Here is a 24061-nt window from a genome sequence, read left to right as displayed (position 1 = left end):
CTCGTGAGGCCCTCCAAGCTGATCCATCTGACCGCATGGCGGACAGGTGGGCGTTGTGGATGAACCGTACACACGGGGTGACCTGAACTGGCAGGTCGTTCCACAAACCGAATCCCTTTCGTTACCCAAGCGTGACGAATCCCCAAGTCGGAAAGTGAAAAGTGATCAGCGGCGCGTGACGACAACCGACCCCAACAGCAGGTCATCCAGACCGCGACGATCCGGCCCGATGACCACAGCGGGGAGCACGATGGCCACCATTGCCGCGCGCGCGAACGCGCGCCACCACCCCAACGGCGATCCGTCCAGTTGGGTCACGCCGACCCCGGTGATGAGCTGACCAAAGCTGCTCCCGGTGAATGCCGTCAAGAGAGCCTTCTGCACGAAGAACACCGTGAGCACCATCCATGACCGCCACGTGTTGGCCTCCAGGACGCCGCCGCCGAAGACACCGACGGCCACCGCCATGCTGGCGCCCCAGTCGATCACCAGTGCGCTGACACGGGCCCGCCAGCTCGCCAACGAGCCACGGCCTTCGGCAGGCAGACCCAGGCCGCTGCCCGGGTAGTCAGGGGACGCCGTCACGAGCGCCACCCTAGCGGGGGCTGTAACACTGCCGAAACACGGACGACACTGCTCGGTGATCCTGCATCACTAGCGTTTCGCGCAGAAAGCTACCTACCACTTCGGAGGACCCATGTTCCAAGGCGCCGACGAGCTCCTCGCCTACATCGAGGAGAACGACATCGAGACGGTCGATGTCCGCTTCTGTGACTTGCCTGGCGTGATGCAGCACTTCACCATCCCGTCGAAGTTCCTCACCCGCGACATCATCGAGGACGGTCTGAGCTTCGACGGCAGCTCGATCCGTGGCTTCCAGAAGATCCACGAGTCCGACATGGCGCTCCTGCCGGATCTCTCGTCCGCGTACGTGGACCCCTTCCGCAAGAGCAAGACGCTCAACATGAACTGGTTCGTCCACGACCCGATCACCAAGGAGGCCTACAGCCGCGACCCGCGCAACATTGCGCGTAAGGCTGAGGAGTACCTCAAGTCGACCGGCATCGGCGACACCGCGTTCATGGGCCCCGAGGCCGAGTTCTACGTGTTCGACTCGGTGCGCTTCGAGACCAAGCAGAACGCCGGCTACTACTTCATCGAGTCCGACGCGGGCGCCTGGGCTTCCGGCGACGAGAAGGACATCGACGGCCACGCGAACCGCGGCTACAAGGTCAAGTACAAGGGTGGTTACTTCCCGGTCGCGCCGGTTGACCACTTCGGCGACCTGCGTGACGACATGGTCCGCAACCTCGAAGGTGTCGGCCTGACCATCGAGCGCGCCCACCACGAGGTCGGCACCGCTGGCCAAAGCGAGATCGCGACCAAGTTCGACACGCTGCTGGCCGCCGCCGACAACGTCATGAAGTACAAGTACGTCGTCAAGAACACCGCCTGGGAGGCCGGCAAGACCGCCACCTTCATGCCGAAGCCGATCTTCGGTGACAACGGTTCGGGCATGCACGTGCACCAGTCCATCTGGAAGGACGGCGTCCCGCTGTTCGCCGACGAGTCCGGCTACGCGGGCCTCTCGGATCTGGCTCGTTGGTACATCGGCGGCATCTTGCACCACGCACCGTCGCTGCTGGCGTTCACGAACCCGACCGCGAACTCCTACCACCGCCTCGTTCCGGGCTTCGAAGCTCCCGTGAACCTGGTCTACAGCCAGCGCAACCGTTCGGCCTGCATCCGGATCCCGCTGACCGGGCCCTCCCCGAAGGCCAAGCGCATGGAGTTCCGCTGCCCCGATCCGTCGGCCAACCCGTACCTCGCGTTCGCCGCGATGCTGCTGGCCGGCCTGGACGGCATCCAGAACAAGATCGAGCCCCCGGCCCCGATCGACAAGGACCTCTACGAGCTGCCTCCCGAGGAGCACGCCGAGATCGCTCAGGTTCCCTCCTCCCTGGGGGATGCCCTGGCTGCCCTGGAGGCCGATCACGATTACCTGCTCGCCGGTGACGTGTTCACCGCCGACCTGATCGAAACCTGGATCGACATGAAGCGCGAGGACATCACCGCCCTGCGTCTGCGTCCGCACCCGCACGAGTTCGAGATGTACTTCGACCTCTGAGTCCTGACGGCATCGCCCAGCACTGATCAGGCCCGCTCGCTTGCGCGAGCGGGCCTGATCGTGTTCCTGAGCGCACGGGAGTGTGGTTAGCGCGACACCCCATCGGGAGTGGCGCTCGGACGCTCCCCCGGTTCGGAACCCGTTGCTTGTGGCCGCGTCGTGGCCGCGTACTGCGACCAGGATCCTGGGTAGAGGCGCGCACGCCCGAGCCCGGCGTACTCGAGAGCCAACAGATCATGGCAGGCCGTCACGCCGGAACCGCAATAGACCACCACTGTTGAGGCGTCGCTGATACCGGCTTGCGCGAAACGTTGCCGCAGCACCGCGGGCGCCAAAAAGCGCTGCTCGGCGTCCAGGTTGCCGCTGAACGGCAGATTGATGGCGCCCGGAATGTGCCCGGCCCGCGCATCGACCGGCTCGGTCTCCCCGCGGTAGCGGGCCCCGGCCCGCGCGTCGACGACGTGCAGGGCCGTAGCGGCGTCATCGATGGTGGCCAGTGCCGCAGCGTCCCAGGGCCGCGCGGCGAACGAAACGGCGTCACGGGTCACCTCACCCTTCTCCAGGGGACCCTCCCACGAAGCGATTCCCCCATTCAGGAGCGCGGCGGACACCCCGACGGTGCGCAGCAGCCAGACCAGCCGACCGGCTGAGGAGCCGCCGGCGTCGTCGTAGGCGATGACGGTGTCGGCGTCCCCGATGCCGAGGCCTCCCAGCGCGGCAGCGAATTGCTCCGGCTCGGGAAGGGGGTGCCGACCCGCTTCGGCCGATGGTGGCGCGGCGAGCGCCGTGTTGAGATCGACGAAGACGGCACCCGGCAGGTGACCCGACAGCCAGGCGTCCCGGCCTGAGCGCCCGTCCAGGTACCAGCGCACATCGACGAGCACAGCGTCGGGGTGCGCTGCGAGGAAAGCTTGATCGACAACGGGTGGGATCACGATGCATCACTCCTGCACTGATGGGGCGACACCGGCGCGCCGCCCCTCCATGGTGTCATTCTCGCGGAGCGTTCGTCTGCGGCACCGCTTCACTAGCATGAGCGCATGACGACGCTCCCGCTCAGCCGCGTGCCCGATCCCGCCGAAGCGCCCACACTGCGCTGGGGCATCCTGGCCCCCGGCGGTATCGCCTCGGCGTTCGTCTCCGCTTTGGCGGCACACACGACGCAACGGGTCGTCGCCGTCGGTTCTCGTTCGCAGGCCCGCGCGGAGGCGTTCGCCGCCGAGCACGGCGTCGCCGCGGCACACGGTTCCTACGAGGCGCTCCTGTCGGATCCGAACGTGGACGCCATCTACGTTGCCTCGCCTCACAGCAGGCACGCCGAGCAGGCGTTGGCCGCGATCAGCGCGGGCAAGCACGTTCTGGTGGAGAAGGCGTTCACCCAGGATGCGGCGCAGGCGTCCGCCGTGATCAATGCGGCCGCCGCTGCGGGCGTCACGCTGATGGAAGCCATGTGGACGCGGTTCCTGCCGCACATCGACGTGTTGCGCCAACTGCTGGCCGACGGGGCGCTGGGCGATATCGAGACGGTGAGCGCCGACCATGGCCAGTGGTTTGCCCCCGACCCGACGCATCGCCTCTATGACCCGCACGCCGCGGGTGGGGCGCTGTTGGATCTGGGGATCTACCCCGTGTCCTTGGCCAGCATGGTGCTCGGCACACCGGGACGCATCACCGCACGCGGGACGCTCACCGACACGGGAGTGGATCGCCAGGTCTCGGCGATCTTCGATGAGTTCCCGGGTTCACGGGCGCACGCGGTGGTGACGACCACCCTGGCCGCCCGCACGCCCACCAGGGCCCAGATCAGCGGATCCGAGGCCCTGGTCGTGTTGCCCAGCGGGTTCTACACGCCTGTGTCGTTGACGTTCGCGCCCCGTGAGGGCGCGATCTGCACCTCGCCGGAACCCGTGATCACCGGCTCGGGTGGCCTCGCGTTCGAGGCCGCGCACTTTGCTCGGCTGGTGGCCGAGGGCCGCCCCGAATCCCCGCTGCTGCCGTGGGCCGAAACCCTCGCCATCATGGGCACGCTCGATAAGATCCGCGCCCAGGTGGGGGTTCGGTTCCCCGGCGAAGCCTAGATGGGCAGCTTGCGGAAGATCGGGCCGGGGATGTGCTTGAGGATCATCATGACGAGCTGGAACAACGGCGGCGCCCAGATGAGCGACTTGCCGTCCCGTGCCGCGTTGACCGCAAGCTTGGCGACGTCTTCCTTGTTGACCGTCAGCGGAGCTTCCTTCACGCCAGCGGACATGCGCGTGCGCACCTGACCGGGGCGGATCACGAGCACTTTGACCCCGCTCGGTTCGAGAGCCTGGCCCAGGTTGCGGTAGAACCCGTCAAGACCCGCCTTGGTGGAGCCGTAGACGAAGTTCGAGCGCCGCACCACCTCGCCGGCCGCCGAGCTCATCGCGATGATCTGCCCGTAACCCTGCTGCGCCATGCGCTGCCCGAGCAGGACGCCGACGCTGACGGCGCCGGTGTAGTTGACCTGGGCGATCTCCACGGCCTTGGCCTGGTTCTGCCACAGTTCCTCGGCGTCCCCGAGCAGCCCGAAGGCGACGATCGCGACGTCGACGTCTTCGCCTCGCCACGCGTCCTCGATCACGGCCTCGTGGGTGCTGAAGGCGGTGGCGTCGAAGTCGATCCAGCGGGCGGCGGACGCACCGGCGGCCGTCATCGCGTCCAGTGAGGCCGTCTCACGCGGGTCGCCGGAGCGGCCGGCCAGGACGACCTCAGCCGGGCCGTGGGACAGGTACTGCGCAGCGATGGCCAGGCCGATCTCCGAGCTACCGCCCAGGACCAGGATCTTGCCGGGGTTTCCGGTGGCGTCGATCATCAGATGAGCTCCAATCGTCGGGCCATGTCGGAGACAAAAACCCCAGTCGGGTCGATGCGGCGACGGGTGGCGATCCACTCATCGACGCGGGGATACATGGCATGGAACGTTTCGGCGGTGGTGCGCGAATCCTTCGAGGTGTACAGGCGCCCACCAAACTCCTGGACGCGGGCGTCCAAGCGAGTCAGGAAGTCGGACAGGCCCGCCTTGATCGGGAAGTCGACGCAGACGTTCCACCCGGGGATCGGGTAGGACAGCGGCGCGCGGTTGCCTTCGCCGAACAGCTTGAACACGTTCAAGAATGAGTAGTTGCCGGACGCCTGGATCTCGCCGATGATCTGCTTGAACTCCGCCACAGCCTCGGGCGGGACGACGAACTGGTACTGCAGGAAGCCGCGGCTCCCGTAGGCCCGGTTCCACTCGCCGAACATGTCCAGCGGGTGATAGAAGCCGGTGAGGCTTTGGATCTTGTTGGTGTAATCCCCCGATTTGAGATACCAGGCCTCGCCCAGCAGACCGAAGGTGAGCTTGTTGGCCAGCCCATTGGGGAACACGTCAGGGAGCGTCAGGAACGTTTTGCCGCTGAACTCCAAGGGACGCTGGGCGAGTTGCGGCGCGAACTCCTGCAGTTGCGCCAGCGTCGCCAGGCTGCCCCGGCTGATCGCCGCCCGCCCCAGCTTCGGCGGCGCACTGATCGCGTCGAACCAGGCAGAGGAGTAGTCGTAGCGTGACTCCGAACCGTCGGAGTGGACCGCGATCGTCTCATCCAACGTGTGCGTGACGACGCCGTCGGCCAGGAAGTAGGCCGTCTCCGTCCGCGTCATCGACAACGTTGCCCGCAGGATGATGCCGGTGAGCCCGATGCCGCCGACGGTGGCCCAAAACAGCGAACCGTCCGGGTCGTCCGGGCTGCCCTCGGGCCGCAAAGTGAGGACGCGACCGTCCGCAACCAGCAGATCCATCGCCAGCACGTGGTTACCGAAGCTGCCTGCGGAATGGTGGTTCTTGCCGTGGATATCGTTGCCGATCGCACCGCCGACGGTGACCTGCCGTGTGCCGGGCAGCACCGACACCCACAGCCCATAGGGCAAGGCGGCCTTCATAAGCGCGTCCAGGCTGACGCCGGCGTCCACGGTGACCGTGGCGGCATCAGGATCGATCACATGGATGGTGTTGAGCTGAGTCATGTCGACGACGGTCCCGCCGCCGTTCTGCGCGACGTCACCGTAGCTACGGCCCAAGCCGCGGGCGAGAACGCCGCGACCCTTGCCCTCAGCGCGCGCCTCGGCGGCGCGGGCGACCGCACGAGCGATCTGATCAACATCGGGGGTGGTCAGCACCTCAGCGGTGCTTGCGGCGGTGCGTCCCCAGCCGGTGAGCCGGGTAGGAACGGGCGGGGTCTGGGTCGTGGTCATCGAGGCGATTCTAACGAGGCCCATCGCCCTCGGCAGGCGAACCGGTTGCACCGCGACCATAGTCGTAGAGCGCGCCGCAAAGGTCGGTCTGGGGAGGCAGCCCTCACGTCAAACCCCAAAACACCCGATCCATCACCGCCCGCGCCTGCCGGGCGCGACGCGTCCAGTCGTCCAGGAAGAACGACGCCTCCCCCTTCGCGTATCCCAGCAGTTCCGCGACCGCGGCCCGCTCGCGCGCATCGGTGGGGACCGTGTCGGTTCCTCGCCCGCGCAGCAGCATGGTGGCGTTGCGGATCCGGGTCGCCATCTCCCACGCCTCGCGCAGCGCCTGCGCATCCTCAAGTGTCAGCAGGCCTGCCGCAACGGAGGCGTCCAAGGCGGACAAGGTGCCCGTCGTGCGCAGGGACGGCACCTCGTGAGCGTGCTGCAACTGGACCAGTTGGACCGTCCACTCGACGTCGGACAAGCCGCCCGGGCCCAGTTTGACGTGGCGGCGCGGATCCGTGCCTCGGGGGACGCGCTCGGATTCCATCCGCGCCTTCAGCTTGCGAATGTCGGCGACCTGGCGTGTATCCAGCCCGTCGACCGGGTAGCGCAGCGGGGCGACACCGGCCAACAAGGTCGCCGACACGGTCGGATCCCCGGCGCCGTGGGAGGCCCGCAACAGCGCCTGCGCCTCCCACGTCGCGGCCCACTTCTCGTAGTAGGCCAGGTAGGACGCCATGCTGCGCACCATGGGGCCGCCCTTGCCCTCGGGGCGCAGATCCAGATCGAGCTCGACCGCGGGGTCGGGGCCGGGACGCCGCAGCAGATCCCTCAGCCGGGTCACGATCCTCGACGCCTTGACGATCGCCTCCGGGTCCTCGGTGTCCCCGACGACCACCAGCGCGTCGGCGTCCGACCCGAAGGTGAGTTCCCGGCCGCCCCACCGCCCCATGGCGATGATCGCTAGCGGGGGCGGGTCCTCCACAACACGGCTGGCCACGTCCAAGGCGACGTCGAGGGTGGCGGCCATGACATCACTGAGCGCCTCCCCGACCGATTGCACGTCGGCGCGTCCCAGCAGTTCCCCGGCGGCCACGCGCAGGAGTTCGCGGCGGCGTACGGCGCGAACGGCCTCGATCGCATCCCCGGGATCGGCGTGGCGTCGCGCCACCGCGCGCATCTGCGCCGACATCTCCTCTTGCGAGCGGCGCTCCCCCGCGTCGTCGCCCAGCAGTTGGACCGTCTGCGGATCGCGAAGCAGCAGGTCAACGGCATATCGGCTGGACGCCAGCACGGTGGCCAGGTTCTCCGCCAGCGCGCCCTCATCCCGCAGGGCCCGCAGGTACCAGGCCGAGGTGCCCAGGGCCTCTGAGACCTGCCGGAAGGCGAGCAGCCCATGGTCGGGGTTGGGGCCTGCTGCGAACCACCCCAGCATCGCGGGCAACAGTTGGCGCTGGATCTCGGTGCGCCGTCGGACGCCCGTCGAGAGCGCCTCGATGTGTCGCAGGGCCGCCGCAGTGTCGTTGAAGCCGAGCGCCCGCAGTCGCGTCTGCGCCTCCTCCGACGTGAGGCGAACCTGGTCCGATGGGATCCGCGCGACAGCTTCCAGGACCGGGGAGTAGAAGATGCGCTGTTGGAGGCGCTGTACTTTGCGGGTGGAAGCCCGCCAGGCGTCCACCAGCGCGTCGGGGCCATCGAACTGGACGCTGCGCGCCAGGCGCCGCAGGCTCGGTTCGTCCGTGGGCATCAGGTGCGTGCGGCGCAGGTGGTACAGCTGGATGCGGTGCTCCAGCACGCGTTGCAGCGCGTAGGCCTCCGCCATGGCGGCCCCGTCGGCTCGGCCCACGTAGCCGTGCGCCACGAGGGCGTTGAGGCCCTCGAACGTCCCTCGCAGGCGAAGCCGTTCATCGGCGCGACCATGGACCAACTGCAACAACTGAACGCTGAACTCGGTGTCACGCAGGCCGCCCGCACCCAGCTTGATCTCCTGTTGGGCCTCCTTCGCGGGGATCAACGAGATGACACGCCGCCGCATGGCTTGGGTCTCCCCGACGAAGTGAGGATCGTCGGCGACGCGCCACACCAGCGGGGCGACGAGGTCGACGAACTCTTGCCCCACGTGCCGGTCACCGGCCATCGGCCGTGCCTTCAGCAGCGCCTGAAACTCCCAGTTCTTGGCCCACTTGGTGTAGTAGGTCCGCATCGAGGCCAGCGTGCGCACGAGGGGGCCCGCCTTCCCCTCAGGGCGCAGGTTCGGGTCGACCTGCCAGATCGTGCCCGCGGCCGTATGCGCCGAACAGATCCGCGACAGCGCTGCGGCCAATCGGCTTCCCACCGCGACCGCTTCCTCGGGGCTGACGAGCGGGGTGCCGTCGGCGTCCACGGCAGGTTCGGCGACGTAGATGACGTCCACGTCGGAGATGTAGTTGAGTTCTCGAGCGCCGGTCTTGCCCATAGCGAGCACCGCGAGGCGGACGCCCTCCCACCCGGGTGTCGTGGCGCGCGCCACCGCGAGGGCGGCTTCCACGGTGGCGTCGGCCAGATCGGCAAGGTCGGCCCCTACCGAGGCCACCACGGCGATCGGCTCGGGGGCGGTCAGATCCCGATCGGCGATCTGCAGCAGGTGGCGGCGGTAGGCCAGCCGCAGCGCATCGGCACCGTCCGCGTGACCCACCGGGGAGGCTGCGTCCGGGTCTGCCCCCACAGCTCGCAGCAACGCGGCGCGGACGTCGGCCGCACTGTGGCGGGCAGGCTCAAGACGCACGTCCTCCAGCGCTTCGGGGTGAGCAGCGAGATGCTGCGCCAAGGCGGCTGAACCGCCCAGCAGGCGGATCAGGCGCCGAGCCAGCGACGGCGAACCCACCACCTCGTCCACCACGGCCGGATTCTCATCGGCGAGTCGGACCAGCCCCGAGAGCGCCACATCGGGATCATCAGAGGCGAGCACATCGTTCATGACGCGGATCACCGCGTCCTCGTCGTGGTGTTCGAGCCAGCTCTCCATCACCGCGGCGGCGCGGCGTGGGTCCTCGAAACCCCGGCCGGCCAAGCGGCCCACGAGTGTTGATGTCCGGTCCAGGGCCATGTCTGGATGCTAGCGAAGACCCCTTCGTGCAGACAGCTACATTGGTAGCCGCACGTCAGACAGGAAAGTAGGCCTCATGCCGCCGCGCCGCCCACGTACCCCTTGGTCTCGTCGCCGTTGGGTCACGGTCATCGGCATCACGTTGCTGATTATTGCGCTGGTGGCGGGCTGGTTCGCCCTCGTCGCACCGCGGCCCCCGGCCGCTCCGGCCACCGAAGTCGTCAAGGTCACCCGCAGCAATGAGGCCACCAGCGTCTCCGTCTCGGGCGTCATCGCGCCACAACGGCAGGCGAACGTGTCCTTCGCTGTGGCAGGCACGGTCGAATCCGTTGCGGTCAAGGTCGGGGAGTCGGTCAAGGAGGGCCAGACGCTGGCCTCCGTCGATGACCGCGATCTCCGTAACGCGGTCGCCCTGGCGCAAGCCCAACTCGACGCCGCCCGCGCCCAGGTCAAGACCATCCGCAACGCGTCCTCCTCCAGTTCCGCGCAAGTGACCGCAGCCCAGGCCCAAGTGACCTCGGCGCAGGCGTCCCTGGACCAGGCTCAGTCCCGCGTGCGGGACGCCACGCTGACTGCGCCCCTCACCGGCGTCGTCGCCACCGTCTCCGTCGAGGTCGGTGACCAGGTCAGCGGCGGCGGGAGCATCAACACCTCGGCACTGTCCGGCGCAACGACGGGTGGCCGCCTGGGCGGCCTGTCGGGGCTGGGTGCCGCGGGCGGTGCGGCAGGTTTGCCCACCGGTAGCCTGGGCGCCTCGTCGGCGTCCTCGGGTGCCCAGTTCGTGATCCTGGTGCCCGACGCCTGGCAGTTGGACGCCACGGTCGGCACCGCAGACATCGCCGCCTTGAAGGCGGGTCAGGCTGCCATCGTGACGCCGAAGGGCACCGATACCCACGTGTCCGGCACGGTCGACAGCGTCGGTATCGTCGCCTCTGGCTCCGCCGGGCAAGCGGCAACCTTCCCGGTCACCATCAAGGTGAACGACGCCTCCTCGCGGCTATTTGCCGGGTCCAGCGCGGACGCCGTGGTGACCACCGAGACTGTGCAGGACGTGACCACGCTGCCGGGGCGCGCCATCTCCTATGACGGCAACACCGCGCACGTGCGCGTCCCTGATGGCAGCGCGCTAGGCCGCCAGGTCACCGTGACGACGGGGCGCCAGTTCGGCGACCGAACCGAGATCGTCTCCGGGCTCGCCGTCGGCGACGATGTGCTGACCCCCGTCGTCACCGCCGTGAGCGCTCCCCCCGCCAACCCGTTCGCGCGCCCCAGCTCCACCGCGAGCTCCAGCCCGAGCGCCCGCCGATGACGGCCCTGCTGCGGATGGAGAACGTCCGCAAGGTGTACGACACCGGCGTCGTCCAGGTGGAGGCCTTACGCGGAGTGAGCCTCGCGGTCGAGGAGGGCGACTTCGTCGCGATCACCGGCCCGTCAGGGTCCGGCAAGTCCACGTTGATGCACATTCTGGGCTGCCTGGATGTCCCGTCCGAGGGCACCTACGAACTGGGCGGGACCGACGTCAGCCGGATGAGCGAGGCCGACCTCGCCCTGGTCCGCAACCGCCAGATCGGCTTCGTGTTTCAGCAGTTCAACCTGTTGCCGTCGATGACGGCGTTACGCAACGTGGAACTCCCCCTGGTGTATGCGGGCGTGCCCTCGGCTGAGCGTCACGAGCGCGCACGCGAGGCGCTGACTCGCGTGGGGTTGGGCGAGCGGACTGACCATCGACCCGGCGAACTGTCCGGTGGCCAGCAGCAACGCGTCTCCGTGGCGCGTGCGCTGGTCACGAACCCGACGCTGATCCTCGCCGACGAGCCCACTGGGAACCTGGATTCGGTCTCGACCAATGACGTCTTGGAACTCTTCCACGACCTTCACCACGCAGGACGCACCATCGTCTTGATCACCCACGAACCCGATGTGGCGCAGGAAGCGCGTCGCGTCCTGCGGATCACCGACGGGCTCATCAGCGATGACACGGTGGCGACGCGATGACCTGGACTGAAACGCTGCGCACCGCCTGGGAGGCCCTCAACGGCCGTCGGATGCGCTCCCTGCTGACCATGCTGGGCATCCTGATCGGCATCGCCGCCGTCATGCTGACCGTCGGTTTGGGTGAAGGGGCCCGCCTGCAGATCGGCAAGGAGATCAACAAGCTCGGATCGAACCTGCTCATCGTGATTCCCGGCAATGGGGGGCTCTCCAGCGGGTTGAGCGGCTCGTCCTCGGGCGGCTTCAGCCTGGCCGATGCACAGGTGATCTCCGATCCGGCGATCGCTCCCGATGTCGCGGGCGTCGCCCCTGTGATGACGTCGGGCGTCACCCTCCAGTACGGCACCAAGGACACCTCCACGCAGGTCAATGGGACGTTGCCCGCGTGGGCGCGGGTCCGTGCCCGCACGTTGAGTGAGGGGCGCTTCTTCACGGAGGCGGAACAGGCCTCCGCCGCACAGGTGGCCGTTCTCGGGCCGGAAACCGCCCGCTCGCTATTCGATCAGGAGCCTCCCGTCGGCAAGGAGATCGTCGTCAGCGGGCAGACCTTCGTGGTGATCGGGGTGCTGGAGTCTTCCGGGTCGGCCTCGCTGTCCAACGACGACGACGTGCTCGTCATCCCGATGTCGACGATGGCGCAGCGACTTTCGACGCCGTCGGGTGCCCTCACCATCAACACCATGTACGTCGCCGCGCGCGACGACGCGTCGATCACGGCCGCGCATCAAGAGATCACGCGTGCGCTGACCGTGAACCGGCAGACCACCACCGCCGACCAGGATTTCTCGATCTTCACCTTCCAGGCCTTGCTGACCGCCGCGAACACCATGACCGGGGTACTCACCTCCCTGTTGGGCGGGCTGGCCGCGATCTCCCTGGTCGTGGGCGGGATCGGTGTCATGAACATCATGCTCGTCTCGGTGAGCGAGCGGGTGCGCGAGATCGGCCTACGTAAGGCGCTGGGCGCCACTCCCCGACTGATCCGTCGTCAGTTCATGGTGGAGGCGGGCATTCTGGGTCTGCTGGGCGGCGCCCTCGGCGTCCTGGTCGGCCTGCTGGGGGCGGCGATCTTGACGCCGCTGCTCAACCTGCAGGTCACGCTCTCCTTGCCCGCCACCGTGCTCGCCTTGGCGGTCTCGTTGGGCATCGGCGTCATCGCCGGGGTCTATCCCGCCGCGCGGGCCGCGAACCTTCCCCCCATCGACGCCCTGAGGAGCGAGTGATGCGACGCCGTCGCTATCTGATCATCGGCACCAGCCTTGCCGTGGTGCTGGTCCTTCTCGTCGCCTTGTGGCCACGGCCGCAGCGTGCCTTGTCGTATGTCACCGCGCCGGTCTCCCGCGGCGACCTGCATCAACAGTTGACCCTGGTGGGCCCCGTGGAGCGTTCAGGCGCATCCACGGTGGAGTTCAGCGCAGCTGGCATGGTCACCGCCGTGAATGTCCAGGTCGGTGACACGGTGAGTGCGGGGCAAGCGCTCGCCTCCATCGACCCGGCCGATCTTCGGCTCGCGTTACTCCAAGCGCGCGCCCGGTTGACGCAAACCCAGGCGCAACTCGACTCCGATCTCGCCGCGCAGAAGGCCGGTTCGGCTCGGACCCAGGCTGGTCTCCCGTCCGCAGGCGGGATGGGCGCCCCCGGCGGTGCCGTCCCCGGTGGGGGCACCACGCCCCCGAGTACCCCCGGCGGCGGCAAGGGCAGCCTGCCTACGGGCACCCCCACCTATGTCACGGCGATGAACGACTCCCTGGCGGCCTTGCAGGTGGCCGTCAAGGACCAGCAAAAGAAGTGCACCCCCGTGTTCGAGGCCCTCCAGCGGCTGAAGAACATTCCGTTGCCGACCGCGCTGCCCACACCGTCGGCCCGGCCGACGAGCACCGCCACAGCCCCCGTGTCTCCTTCGGCGTCCCCCTCGACCACCGAGAGCGCGCCCACGACGCCCCCCTCTCCCACCGATTCCACCACCGCGAGCCCATCCTCTTCCACCACGGCGACGTCGGCGACCCCGACGCCCAGCCTGCCCGCGATCACGCGGGCCGACCTCGACAAGCTCGCGGGCATGGCCGATCAGGTCACCGCCTGCTCCGATGCGCTGGGCGCACTCGCGACAGCCGAGGGCAACGCGGGAGCAGCGATCGCCACCGCGGCCCAGGGCCTGTCCCAGCAAACGCAGCAGGCCATGGCTGCGGTCGCGGCAGCCCAGGCCAACCTTGAAGTGGCTGCCCGGCAGGCCTCCGAACAGGCCATGAAGGCGGCCCAGGCGGAGATGGCCAAGCAGATGGCTGCCAACTTCGGGGCAACCGTCACCGACGCCACCATTGCCAGTGACCGCGCCGCCGTGCTGCAGGCCCAGCAGGGCGTGGACCGGGCCGAGACTGATCTGTCCCAGGCAACCATCACGAGCCCCATCTCGGGTGTGGTCGGCGCGCTGAGCCTCACGGTCGGGGAGTCCTCGGCAGGCAAGTCCGCGACCATCGTCGGCCCGGGAGCGGTCTCCATCACCGTGAATGTTCCGCTGGCCGATCGCCCGCTGGTCGCTGCAGGCGTCGCCGCCCAGGTGGGTCACCTCGCGACGCGTCCCTCGCTGACTGGCACCGTGGCGTCGATTGGCGTTTTGCCCGCCACCACAGGGTCTCAGCCGGCCTACCCCACCCGCCTCAATGCCGACGATCCCGGCCAGACGCTGCCGCAGGGCAGCTACGCCCAGGTCAGCCTTGATCTGGCGCGCGCCACCGACGTTCTCACCGTGCCCATGTCCGCAGTGACGAAGACCTCCGAGAACGCGGGCACCGTTCAGGTCGCTGGCGACGCCTACGCAACCACCGCTGACACCGTCACCGTAGCCACCGGGCGTCAAGGCGACGGACGGATCGAGATCACGTCCGGGCTGCGCGAGGGTCAGCTCGTCGTCCTCGCGGACCGACGGCTCCCGGTTCCTGGCGGTCTCGGCGCCGATATGGGGCGCGGTTCCTCCGCATCCCCCACCCCGACTCCCAGCAGGTGAAGCGTCCCGATGCCGGCGCCTTGACCCGGCTGGCGTCGCTGCGGATGTCCCTCACAGGGACGCCCGAGCCTGACGTCCGACGGCTCCTGGAGCTTCCTGCGCCCACCGAGCCCGCCGACGCCTCACGGGCCGAGGAGCGTCTGGTCTGCGCCGCGCTGGCGGCCGGGCTTACCCTCCCCCGTGCTCATCTTGCGGCCGCCGTGCGCACCAGCCTGGCGCGGCTCGAGGAGCAACACCCCGGCAAGCTGGTTGAGGTGCGGATTCCGCCCTTCGGCGCCGTGCAGATCGGCATGGTCGGTGTCGCGTCAGCCCACACCCGGGGAACACCGCCCAATGTGGTGGAGACGGACGCCGCGACATGGCTCTTGCTCGTCTCCCGGCATCTCTCCTGGCATGATGCGCGGGCCGACCATCGGGTGCGGGCTAGTGGCGCCCATGCCGACCTGGGAGACCTTCTCGCCTGAGGGGTCAAACCGGTCCTCGCCCTCGGCCTGGGGATCAGCGCCGTGAAGCCAACTCGGTGACCGTGGCGTCAGGGCGCTCGACCCGACGGCATAGCAAGCCATCGTCGCGGGTGAAGACGACGCCCGGCATCCGGAAGTCGTCCGTGAGTTCCTCAAAGCCGAGTTCTCCATGCAGAGCACGGCTAGCCCAGTTCGACGCCGCCACCACGTAGTAGACGGCCGATCCGCGCTCCAGCGCCCAGTCGATGCGCTCTTGCGTCAGGCGACGCCCCAGCCCACGGCGGCGGGCGTCCGGGGCGATCACGACGCCGCTGAGGTACCAGCCATCGGGTGCGTTGCGGCCCCCATGATCCACCGGGGTGAGGAAGGACACCCACCCGTAGCCGATGATCGCACCCTCGGCTTCGACGACGAAGAGTTGGTTGCCGTCCGTCTCGAAGCGACGCGCATGCTGAGCGATCCAGTCGGCGGGGAGTCCGCCTTCGCGCTGGGCCGCCAGAGCCCCGGTGTGGGGGAGGTCCCCGCGTACTCCTAGGCGCACATGAGCCTCCGGCATCGGTGTGCCGGAGGATTCAGGTTCAAAGGGAGCGAAGAGCGTGTTCACGATTCGTCCACGATGGCACACGCGCATGGCGCCTGTTCGAGCGTCTCCATCCCTCGGACGCGGCGGGGAAACCGCTGCGCATGTGCAACCGCGGCCGCGTCCTCACGATGGTGAGGTCACGACCGCGGAAGCGCCACGGATCACAACGAAGGCAGCAGTTTGCCCAGTTCGAGCGGCGTGACCTGACGCATGTATTCGGCGTACTCGGCCCGCTTGTTACGCAAAACGAAGTCGAAGACGTGCTCCCCGAGAGTGTCGGCGACCAGTTGGCTGGTCTCCATGGCCCGCACGGCGGCGTCCAGGCTGTTGGGCAGGGGCTTGATCCCGAGCGCTTCGCGTTGCCGATCGGTCAGGGACCACACGTCGTCCTCGGCCGGATCCGGCAGCACCATCTCGTTCTCGATACCGGACAGCCCGGCAGTGAGGATGAGCGCGTAGGCCAGGTAGGGGTTTACCGCGCTGTCGACGGTGCGCAACTCGATGCGCGCAGAAGAGGACTTGTTCGGCTTGAACATGGGGACGCGCACCATGGCCGAGCGATTGTTTTGGCCCCAGCAGATGTAGTTGGGGGCCTCACCGCCACCGGCCAGGCGCTTGTAGGAGTTCACCCAGGGGTTCAGCACTGCGCTGATCTCCGAAGCGTGATGGAGCAGGCCTGCGACGAACTGGCGCCCGATCGTGCTGAGGTTGTACTCCCCCGACGCGTCGTAGAAGGCGTTCGTGTCGCCCTCGAACAGGCTGACGTGGCTGTGCATGCCCGAGCCGGGCTGGTCGGCCAACGGCTTGGGCATGAACGAGGCGAAGAGGTTCTGCATGACCGCGACCTCTTTGACCACCACGCGGAACGTCATGATGTTGTCAGCCATGGACAGTGCATCGGCGTAGCGCAGGTCGATCTCCTGCTGCCCGGGGCCGCCCTCGTGGTGGCTGAACTCCACCGAGATGCCCATCTGTTCGAGCATGCTGATGGCGGAGCGGCGGAAGTCGGTTCCGGCAGTAGCGGTGGTGTGGTCGAAGTAGCCGCTGCGATCCACCGGGGTCGGCACCTCGCCGGGGATGATGGGCTGCTTGAACAGGTAGAACTCGATCTCGGGGTGCACGTAGTAGGTGAATCCCATGTCGGCGGCCTTCCGCATGGCGCGCTTGAGCACGTGCCGCGGGTCAGCAAACGATGGAGAGCCGTCCGGCAGGCCGATGTCGCAGAACATCCGAGCCGTCCCGCCCGGGTTGCCGCGCCACGGCAGCAACTGGAACGTGGAGGGGTCCGGGTGCGCGACCATGTCCGACTCGTAGACGCGGGCAAACCCTTGGATGGCCGAGCCATCGAACCCGATGCCTTCGCTGAGCGCACCTTCGAGTTCGGCGGGCGCGATCGCCACAGACTTCAAGAACCCCAGCACGTCAGTGAACCAGAGGCGGACGAACCGCACGTCCCGTTCCTCCAGGGTGCGCAGGACGAAATCAGTCTGCTTGTCCATGCGGTCAGTCTGCCTGGGCGCTGTTACGCCACGGTTACGACACTCCGTCACAAATGAAGCTAAACTCTTCATATGCCCTTGATGAAGCCCACAGCTTGCGTTGCGCTCCTCGGGGATCTCGTTGCGTCTCGCGAGGCCCCCGATCGCAGTGCGCTCCACCGGCACTTGCTGCAGGCGATCCGATCGGCCAACGCCGGTCCCCAGATCCTTGATCCCTTGCGCGTGACTGCTGGCGACGAGTTTCAGGGCGTCTTCGCGAGCGTGGGAGCAGCGCTGGCCGCCACCTTCACCCTGCGCGCCGCCCTACACCCCGCCCAGGCTCGCTTCGGCCTCGGCATCGGGTCGGTCCAGATCATCGACGCCGAGACCAATGTTCAAGATGGATCGGCCTGGTGGGCCGCGCGTTCCGCCATCGAGGCCGTCGAAGAAGCCGCCCATGGCGCACACCGGGCCTTGCGCACCGGGGTGGCCGCCGCCGAGGGTCACGAGCCCCCCACGGCATCCCTGCGTGCCGCCGTGGCCCTGACCGATGCCGCCCTGTTCGGCCTGGACGATCAGGATGTCGTCATCCTCGCCGGTCTCCGTGCCGGAACCTCGCAGGCCGTGATGGCCACACGCCTACAGATCAGCCCCTCGGCGGTCAGTCAGCGCGTGGCGCGGGGGCGGCTCGCTATTCTCGCGGAAGCGATGACCCACCTCGAGGAGGTCGCATGAGTTGGCTGTCCCTGCTCCTGCTGTGCGTCGGCCTCAGCGATCTGCTCGCCTCGACCAGGCCAGCTTGGCGACGCATGGGCCTGCTAGCAGCCGTGGCGGCGACCGCCGCGGTGGCCGGGCTGGCGGCCCTGCTCACGCTTCCCGATCTCATTGCCGTGGGTGTCATCTTCGTGGCGACCTGCCTGTGGTCGCTGATGGCCACCCATGCCGAGTCCAGCCCCGTCCAGGCGCGGCGCACCCTCGCCACGCTTGCCATCCCCGCTGCTGCCCTGCTGGCCGGGTCGGGCTACGCATCACCGGTTGGGGGGCCTTTCGCAGCATGGCTCTCGTGGGTGGACGTCCCTGCCCTGGCAAACCGGACCCCCGGCCAAGCGCTGATGCTCGCTGCCGTCGTGGTGACGAACCTCTCCACCGCGAACCGCGTCGTCCGGTTGGCCCTGGTCGCAGTGGACGCTCACCCGCCTCGGCTGGTGGCATCGTCGGGGCAAGGCCCCGCCTCAGAGACTCTGCGCGGCGGACGTCTGCTGGGGCCGATGGAACGCCTGCTGATCATCGGCTTCGGGGCCGCCGGACACATCGAGGCGGCGGCTGTCGTGGTAGCCGCGAAGGGGATCTTGCGCTTTCCCGAACTCCAGGCCGCAGCGCGTCAGGAGCCTCGGGCCGTCGACGAGGTCACCGAGTACTTCCTGGTCGGCACCTTCGCCAGCCTGCTCGTCGCCCTCGCCTCGGTCGTCCTGCTGACCTGATGCTACCGTCGGCCTGCTTTAGGGCTTGAGCGCGTCGAACGCCGAGCCGCCGTCGTCCTTGTCCGGCTCGTCTTCGTCGTCGTTGAACCGAGGATCGTTGTCCCACTCCTCGTTGCGCTCCTGGGCCAGCCGCAGCGCTTGCGCAGCCTCCTCGCGGGTGGGGTAAGGGCCGAGGCGCTCGATGGCCTTGCACCCTTCGGCGGGCTCAACATCGTGATGAACGAGGCAGTAGTACCACTGTTCAGTCGACATGGTGACCTCCTGAGGGCTCTATCGCCGGGAACTATGATCGGCGGGTGACACCCATGATGCCCTACCCGCAGTCCCCCCGGCGGCACGTTCCCGCCTCGATCCCGCGCCCCTCGTACGTGGACCGCCCCGCCCCCGACCGGTACACCGGTTCGCACGTGCAATCGGCGGAGACCATTGAGCTGATGCGCGAGTCGAGCCGGATCGCCTCCGACGCACTGTACGAGGCGGCGAAGGCCATCGCTCCGGGCGTGACGACCGATCAGTTGGACGCCATCGCGCACGAGTACATGCTCGACCACGGGGCTTACCCGAGCACCCTGGGGTATCGGGCTTTCCCCAAGTCGATCTGCACGTCGGTCAACGAGGTCATCTGCCACGGCATCCCCGACGCGCGCCCGTTGGAGGACGGCGACCTGGTCAAGCTGGATGTGACCGCCTTCAAGAACGGCGTCCACGGCGACAACTGCGCCACCTTCGGCTGTGGCGAACTCGACGAGGAGTCGCGCCTGCTGATGGAGCGCACGAAGGAGGCCATGCTGCGCGGCATCCGTGCGGTCAAGCCGGGCCGGCAGACCAACGTGATCGGGCGGGTGATCGAGGCGTACGCCAAGCGGTTCGGCTATGGCGTCGTGCGTGAGTACACCGGCCACGGGGTGCACAGCGCCTTCCATTCCGGGCTGGTGATCCTCCACTACGACAGCGAGGCCTACCGCGACGTGATGGAACCAGGCATGACCTTCACCGTCGAGCCGATGCTGGCCCTGGGTAACCCCAGCAGTCACGTGTGGGACGACGAGTGGACCGTCTCGACCAACGACGGCTCACGCGTGGCGCAGTGGGAGCACACCATCGTGGTGACGGAGACGGGCGCAGAGATCCTGACCTCTCCCCCGCCGGAGTTCGCCTGACGCTCCTCGGCTCGCCCTCGGGGAGAGCAACACCGCGCAACTATTTACTTAGGCTAACTAACGTTCTAGCCTGGGGATACATGGATGCAAATCAGGTAGACGCCCTCCGGGCTGCGGTGTCACGCCTGGCGCGCCGGCTCCGCAATGAGGCGCCCACGGCCCGCCCGCTGTCCGCCACAGGCATTGCCGTCCTGGGGCTTCTGCGCCGCGAAGGGCCCACGACCCTTCAGGCCCTCGCCTGCGCCGAGCATGTGCGCCCCCCGACCATGACCCGCATCGTCGACCGTTTGGTCGAGATGGGCATGGTCACCAAACAGCCCAACCCCGACGATCGTCGTTCGACGATCGTTCACCTCGACCCCACCGGCGCCGACTATCTCGCCGCGACCGTCCGGCAACGCTCGACGTGGCTCGCAAGCCGCATCGACACCCTGACCGAAGAGGAGCGCGAGGCCCTCAGCCACGCGATCCCCGCACTCCAGAAACTCGCCACGACATGACCTCGACCCGCCAAGAACCCGCCCAAGGGTACCTGCCCGTCTTCGCTTCGCTGTCGGTCCGCAACTACCGGCACTACTTCATTGGCGCGCTCGTCTCCAACAACGGCACCTGGATGCAGCGCATCGCCCAGGACTGGCTCGTCTACACCCTGACCGGTTCAGGCCTGGCCGTGGGCATCACCATGGCCATGCAGTTCGGCCCCATGCTCGTGCTCGGCCTCTACGGCGGCGTCCTGGCCGATCGCTACCCCCAGCGCAGGATCCTGCTGCTCACCCAAATGGCCATGATGCTGCTGGCTGGGCTCCTCGCGACAGTAACCTTCCTCAACTTCGTGACCGTCGAGTGGGTCTACATCATTGCCTTGCTGTTCGGCATCGTGACCGCGCTCGACAACCCCGCCAGGCAAAGCTTCGTCGGCGTCATGGTGCCCCCACGGCTCCTGCCGAACGCGGTCGCGCTCAACTCCGGCAACTTCAACCTCGCACGGCTGTCGGGGCCCGCCGTGGCCGGGCTGCTCATCGCGTCCGCGGGGGTGGCGTGGGCGTTCCTCTTCAATGCGCTCAGCTTCCTGCCCATGCTCTATGCGCTCGCCACCCTCGACTCGTCCGGGTTTGAGGAGGTGCCCCGCACGGGGCGGGGGGCGCGAGCCTTCCGCGAAGGCCTGTCCTACGTCGCCGGGCATCCTCGCATCTTGGTCACCATCATCTTGGTGTTCTTCATTGGGACGTTCGGCTTCAACTTCCCCATCATCCTCACGGCGTATGCCGCGAAGGTGTTCGACGGCGGTTCGGCCCTCTACGGCATCCTGAACTCGATGATGGCCGTCGGGTCGGTCCTCGGCGCCATCCTGACTGCACGTCGGGAGAGCGTGACGCCGGCGCGCATGATCACCATGTCGGCCAGTTTCGCCGCCGGGTTGATCGTCTTGAGTCTCATCGGCTGGCTCCCCGCGTTCATGGTCGTGCTCGTGATCGCCGGCCTGGCAGGCGTGTCGTTCAACACGATGGCCAACGCGTCGGTGCAGATCGAGGCCGACCCCGCCGTCCGTGGCCGCGTCATGAGCCTGTACTTCGTCGTCATGATGGGCACCACGCCGTTGGGGTCCCTCTTCACCGGATGGGTCACCGATAGCTATGGGGCCCCCGCCGCGCTGATGGTGTCCGGCGGAATCTGCCTGGCTGCCGCTGCGGGCTGCTCGTACGCTTTCCACCGTCTGGGCCTGCGTCCGGCCGAGACGGTGTGAGCGGACGCGGTCAGCGCCCGAACATCCGCCTCAGGAGCCCTGGGCGCGACTCGGCGGGCGGCTGTGGCGCCGACGCACCCGCCGTCCCGTTCATCCGCGTGATCCGGCCGCGGTCATCGAGCGTCACGCGGATGTCACCGTCGGTGAGCCGCAGGACGAGGTTCGGGCCCTCCTCGATCAACGCGACACCCTCCCGACGCGACGCGTAGCCAGCCAGGGCTGCGGCACCGTGCGTGATGGCTCCCACCGCGAGGGCATCGGTCAAAGCGGCCAAGGTGGGCAGGAATGTGGCCGGGGGCAGGGCGAACTGGGCAGGATTCGACAGCAGGAACCACGCATCCGAGCCCGGGGCCGCTTTCGCGACGTACCACACAGGCGCGGCGATTCCGGACAGAGCTTGGGCTGCAAGGACGCACACCCGCACGAGCGAAACATCGGGCTGCAAAGCGGGCAGCCCTTGCGCCACGCGGTTGGCGGCATCCAGCGGTTGCTGCGCCACGGTGAGGGCCTGCTCCGCGAAGTGCTCGCCGAAGGCCAAGACGTCATTGGCGATTCCCACCACGGAGGCGGAGAACCCGTTGATGTTGTTCCATCCCCACATCCACGTGTCGGACCCTTCCGCCGCCGTACCGAGGAAGAACGGCACGAACTCGGCACGCCCCTGCTCGCCTTCCAACCACAGGAGTTGCGCATCGAGATCAACGCCCCACTGGGGTAACCCGCCGAACCGTTCGATGAACGCCTTTTGCGCCTCGAAGGCGAGGATGACCACGTTATCGATGAGTTGCGGGAGCTTCGCAGCGTCCGGATCCAGCGACAGCGACAGCGAGGGGTTCCGGACGGACGTCGGGTCAAGATGAGGGTGTGACATGGCGCGCCTTTCGGGAGGGGTGGCCGACTTCGCACCAGCGTAACGGGCGGCAAAGGTCGCCTTCTAGCGCACGAAACCAGAACCAAACCCACATTTTCGTGACGCTCTTGTAACACGAGTTCACAGACCCGTAAGCCTGAGGCCGCTAGCGTCGCCCCTATGACCGAAGCCGAGCCGAACCCCGCAGGCCTGTCGGGTGAACCCCTGGTGGTACTCACCTCCGTGAACAAGCACTTCGGGTCACTGCACGTCCTGCGCGACATCGACCTCACCATCCACAAGGGTGAGGTGGTCGTCATTCTTGGCCCGTCAGGTTCGGGCAAGTCGACGCTGTGCCGGGCGATCAACCGACTCGAACCCATCGGTTCGGGGACGATCACGATCGACGGTGTCCCCCTGCCGGAGGAGGGCCGTGCGCTCGCCAACCTGCGCGCCGATGTAGGAATGGTGTTCCAGTCGTTCAACCTTTTTGCCCACAAGACGGTCCTGGAGAACATCACCCTCGGCCCCACCAAGGTGCGCAAGGTTCCCGCCGCGCAGGCCCGTACTCGGGCGATGGAACTCTTGGAGCGCGTGGGCGTCGCCAACCAGGCCGACAAGTACCCCGCCCAACTCTCCGGCGGACAGCAACAACGTGTCGCCATCGCGCGAGCACTCGCCATGGATCCCAAAGTGATCTTGTTCGACGAGCCCACCTCCGCTCTCGACCCCGAGATGGTCAATGAGGTTCTCGACGTGATGGTCACTCTGGCTCGAGGCGGCATGACCATGGTCGTCGTCACGCACGAGATGGGCTTCGCCCGCAAGGCCGCCGATCGCGTCGTCTTCATGGCTGACGGGCAGATCGTGGAAGAGAACACGCCCGCCGAGTTCTTCACGAACCCCACGACGACCCGCGCACAGGATTTCCTCAGCAAGATCTTGTCCCACTGATCCACCTCCTCCGTTTCATGCATCCGAAAGGAAGACAGATGAAGAAGAACGTCAAGGTATGGGCGGCGGCCTCTGCGGCCCTCGTCCTGCTTGCTGGCCTCACGGCCTGTTCATCGACCCCAGGAGCCAGCGACTCCTCCAAGATCACTATCGGCATCAAGTTCGATCAGCCCGGCCTGGGCCTGAAGGTCGGCGAGGCGTACCAGGGCTTCGATGTCGAGGTCGCAAAGTACATCGCCAAGGATCTCGGCTACACCCAGGTCGATTTCAAGGAGGCGCCGTCGGCTCAGCGCGAGACGCTGCTGGAATCCGAGCAAGTGAAGATGGTTGTGGCGACGTACTCGATCACCGATGCGCGCAAGCAGCGGGTCTCCTTCGCTGGCCCCTACTTCGTGGCCGGGCAGGATCTCCTCGTGCGCGCCGACAACACCGACATCACTGGCCCGGAGTCGCTCAACGGCAAGAAGCTGTGCTCGGTGACCGGTTCCACCTCGGCGCAGAAGGTCAAAGACCAGTTCGCTGGCCAGGTGCAGTTGCAGGAACTCGACACCTACTCCAAGTGCGTGGAGGCCCTCTCAACCGGCTCCATCGACGCGGTGACCACCGACAACGTGATCTTGGCGGGCTTCGCCTCGCAGCCGCAGTATGTGGGCAAGCTCAAGGTCGTCGGCAAGCCCTTCACGCAGGAGCGCTACGGCGTCGGCATCAAGAAGGGTGACACCGAGTTGTGCACCAAGATCAACGGCGCCCTGTCCAAGATGGTCCAAGACGGCTCCTGGCAGAAGGCTCTCGATTCGACCGTGGGTGCTTCGGGGTTCACCCCGGACGCTGCGGTGAACCCGCCCAAGGCTGACGCCTGCTCCTGATCATCCAGGTGGCCGGCGCGCCTCGCGTCGGCCACC

Annotated in this window: 23 protein-coding genes; 14 read left to right on the top strand and 9 right to left on the bottom strand. The window is 67.6% G+C overall.

Features of this window, described 5'->3' with window-relative positions:
• Window positions 1-165: 165 nt before the first annotated feature.
• Window positions 166-585: an RDD family protein gene (locus C1706_RS07005; RefSeq protein WP_129458514.1), complete on the bottom strand. Its 420-nt coding sequence runs from the start codon at window positions 583-585 to the stop codon at window positions 166-168.
• Between the two features lie 112 nt (window positions 586-697).
• Between C1706_RS07005 and glnA the strand changes: the two genes are divergently transcribed.
• Complete coding sequence (gene glnA / locus C1706_RS07000; protein ID WP_129458513.1) at window positions 698-2128, top strand: type I glutamate--ammonia ligase; 1431 nt, start codon at window positions 698-700, stop codon at window positions 2126-2128.
• Window positions 2129-2214: 86 nt separating this feature from the next.
• On the opposite strand, the gene C1706_RS06995 is transcribed toward glnA, so the two are convergent.
• The gene (locus tag C1706_RS06995) at window positions 2215-3063 is read right to left on the bottom strand and encodes a sulfurtransferase (protein WP_129458512.1); all 849 of its coding nucleotides are present in this window, start codon (window positions 3061-3063) and stop codon (window positions 2215-2217) included.
• 105 nt (window positions 3064-3168) lie between these two features.
• Between C1706_RS06995 and C1706_RS06990 the strand changes: the two genes are divergently transcribed.
• A complete protein-coding gene (locus C1706_RS06990; RefSeq protein WP_129458511.1) occupies window positions 3169-4206 on the top strand; it encodes a Gfo/Idh/MocA family protein in 1038 nt (345 codons plus the stop codon).
• Here the strand turns inward: C1706_RS06990 and dprE2 are convergent.
• The 3 genes from dprE2 to C1706_RS06975 form a co-directional block, all read right to left on the bottom strand.
• A complete protein-coding gene (gene dprE2, locus C1706_RS06985) occupies window positions 4203-4964 on the bottom strand; it encodes a decaprenylphospho-beta-D-erythro-pentofuranosid-2-ulose 2-reductase (protein ID WP_129458510.1) in 762 nt (253 codons plus the stop codon). The genes C1706_RS06990 and dprE2 overlap by 4 nt on opposite strands.
• On the bottom strand, window positions 4964-6379 hold the full coding sequence (gene dprE1 / locus C1706_RS06980) for a decaprenylphosphoryl-beta-D-ribose oxidase (protein ID WP_129458509.1): 1416 nt from the start codon (window positions 6377-6379) through the stop codon (window positions 4964-4966). The genes dprE2 and dprE1 overlap by 1 nt, the downstream gene beginning before the upstream one ends.
• A 103-nt stretch (window positions 6380-6482) precedes the next feature.
• Window positions 6483-9449: a bifunctional [glutamine synthetase] adenylyltransferase/[glutamine synthetase]-adenylyl-L-tyrosine phosphorylase gene (locus tag C1706_RS06975; protein WP_129458508.1), complete on the bottom strand. Its 2967-nt coding sequence runs from the start codon at window positions 9447-9449 to the stop codon at window positions 6483-6485.
• A gap of 76 nt (window positions 9450-9525) precedes the next feature.
• Here C1706_RS06975 and C1706_RS06970 point away from each other — a divergent pair, with 76 nt between their 5' ends.
• Genes C1706_RS06970 through C1706_RS06950 form a run of 5 tightly spaced genes read left to right on the top strand, consistent with a single transcriptional unit; the run spans window position 9526 to window position 14909 of the window.
• Window positions 9526-10758, top strand: coding sequence for an efflux RND transporter periplasmic adaptor subunit (locus C1706_RS06970; RefSeq protein WP_129458507.1), 1233 nt, complete (start codon window positions 9526-9528; stop codon window positions 10756-10758).
• Window positions 10755-11444, top strand: coding sequence for an ABC transporter ATP-binding protein (locus C1706_RS06965; RefSeq protein WP_129458506.1), 690 nt, complete (start codon window positions 10755-10757; stop codon window positions 11442-11444). The genes C1706_RS06970 and C1706_RS06965 overlap by 4 nt, the downstream gene beginning before the upstream one ends.
• Window positions 11441-12664, top strand: a complete 1224-nt coding sequence (locus C1706_RS06960; protein WP_129458505.1) for an ABC transporter permease — start codon at window positions 11441-11443, stop codon at window positions 12662-12664. The genes C1706_RS06965 and C1706_RS06960 overlap by 4 nt, the downstream gene beginning before the upstream one ends.
• Window positions 12664-14445 carry an HlyD family efflux transporter periplasmic adaptor subunit gene (locus C1706_RS06955; RefSeq protein WP_129458504.1) on the top strand — a complete coding sequence of 594 codons (1782 nt, stop codon included), beginning with the start codon at window positions 12664-12666 and terminating at the stop codon, window positions 14443-14445. The genes C1706_RS06960 and C1706_RS06955 overlap by 1 nt, the downstream gene beginning before the upstream one ends.
• Complete coding sequence (locus tag C1706_RS06950; RefSeq protein ID WP_129458503.1) at window positions 14442-14909, top strand: sterol carrier family protein; 468 nt, start codon at window positions 14442-14444, stop codon at window positions 14907-14909. The genes C1706_RS06955 and C1706_RS06950 overlap by 4 nt, the downstream gene beginning before the upstream one ends.
• A 34-nt stretch (window positions 14910-14943) precedes the next feature.
• Here the strand turns inward: C1706_RS06950 and C1706_RS06945 are convergent, their stop codons facing one another.
• Together C1706_RS06945 and C1706_RS06940 are read right to left on the bottom strand one after the other, a co-directional pair.
• Window positions 14944-15513 carry a GNAT family N-acetyltransferase gene (locus C1706_RS06945; RefSeq protein WP_164987470.1) on the bottom strand — a complete coding sequence of 190 codons (570 nt, stop codon included), beginning with the start codon at window positions 15511-15513 and terminating at the stop codon, window positions 14944-14946.
• 140 nt (window positions 15514-15653) lie between these two features.
• Window positions 15654-16958 (bottom strand): glutamine synthetase family protein, encoded by a 1305-nt coding sequence (locus C1706_RS06940; protein WP_241653490.1) that lies wholly within the window; start codon window positions 16956-16958, stop codon window positions 15654-15656.
• A 105-nt stretch (window positions 16959-17063) separates the two neighbouring features.
• Between C1706_RS06940 and C1706_RS06935 the strand changes: the two genes are divergently transcribed.
• Window positions 17064-17705 carry a SatD family protein gene (locus C1706_RS06935; protein WP_129458500.1) on the top strand — a complete coding sequence of 214 codons (642 nt, stop codon included), beginning with the start codon at window positions 17064-17066 and terminating at the stop codon, window positions 17703-17705.
• Complete coding sequence (locus C1706_RS06930; protein WP_129458499.1) at window positions 17702-18451, top strand: hypothetical protein; 750 nt, start codon at window positions 17702-17704, stop codon at window positions 18449-18451. Before C1706_RS06935 ends, C1706_RS06930 begins: the two co-directional genes overlap by 4 nt.
• Window positions 18452-18469: 18 nt before the next feature.
• Here the strand turns inward: C1706_RS06930 and C1706_RS06925 are convergent, their stop codons facing one another.
• Complete coding sequence (locus tag C1706_RS06925) at window positions 18470-18703, bottom strand: hypothetical protein (protein ID WP_129458498.1); 234 nt, start codon at window positions 18701-18703, stop codon at window positions 18470-18472.
• 53 nt (window positions 18704-18756) lie between these two features.
• Here C1706_RS06925 and map point away from each other — a divergent pair, with 53 nt between their 5' ends.
• From map to C1706_RS06910, 3 genes are all read left to right on the top strand, one after another.
• Entirely contained in the window at window positions 18757-19611 is an 855-nt protein-coding gene (gene map, locus C1706_RS06920; RefSeq protein ID WP_129458686.1) for a type I methionyl aminopeptidase, read from the top strand.
• Window positions 19612-19691: 80 nt separating this feature from the next.
• Window positions 19692-20111 (top strand): MarR family transcriptional regulator, encoded by a 420-nt coding sequence (locus C1706_RS06915; RefSeq protein WP_129458497.1) that lies wholly within the window; start codon window positions 19692-19694, stop codon window positions 20109-20111.
• A complete protein-coding gene (locus C1706_RS06910; RefSeq protein ID WP_129458496.1) occupies window positions 20108-21355 on the top strand; it encodes an MFS transporter in 1248 nt (415 codons plus the stop codon). The genes C1706_RS06915 and C1706_RS06910 overlap by 4 nt, the downstream gene beginning before the upstream one ends.
• A 10-nt stretch (window positions 21356-21365) precedes the next feature.
• Here the strand turns inward: C1706_RS06910 and C1706_RS06905 are convergent, their stop codons facing one another.
• Complete coding sequence (locus C1706_RS06905) at window positions 21366-22226, bottom strand: DUF6882 domain-containing protein (RefSeq protein WP_129458495.1); 861 nt, start codon at window positions 22224-22226, stop codon at window positions 21366-21368.
• Window positions 22227-22385: 159 nt separating this feature from the next.
• On the opposite strand from C1706_RS06905, the gene C1706_RS06900 reads away from it, so the two are divergent.
• Window positions 22386-23159, top strand: a complete 774-nt coding sequence (locus tag C1706_RS06900; RefSeq protein ID WP_164987469.1) for an amino acid ABC transporter ATP-binding protein — start codon at window positions 22386-22388, stop codon at window positions 23157-23159.
• Between the two features lie 38 nt (window positions 23160-23197).
• Window positions 23198-24025, top strand: a complete 828-nt coding sequence (locus tag C1706_RS06895; protein ID WP_129458494.1) for a glutamate ABC transporter substrate-binding protein — start codon at window positions 23198-23200, stop codon at window positions 24023-24025.
• Window positions 24026-24061: the final 36 nt, after the last annotated feature.

Origin of the sequence: Propioniciclava flava, assembly GCF_004126535.1 — a bacterium.
GTDB lineage: Bacteria > Actinomycetota > Actinomycetes > Propionibacteriales > Propionibacteriaceae > Propioniciclava > Propioniciclava flava.
Note: the sequence above shows the minus strand (reverse complement) of the source record. Positions and strands in the feature narration are given on the sequence as shown.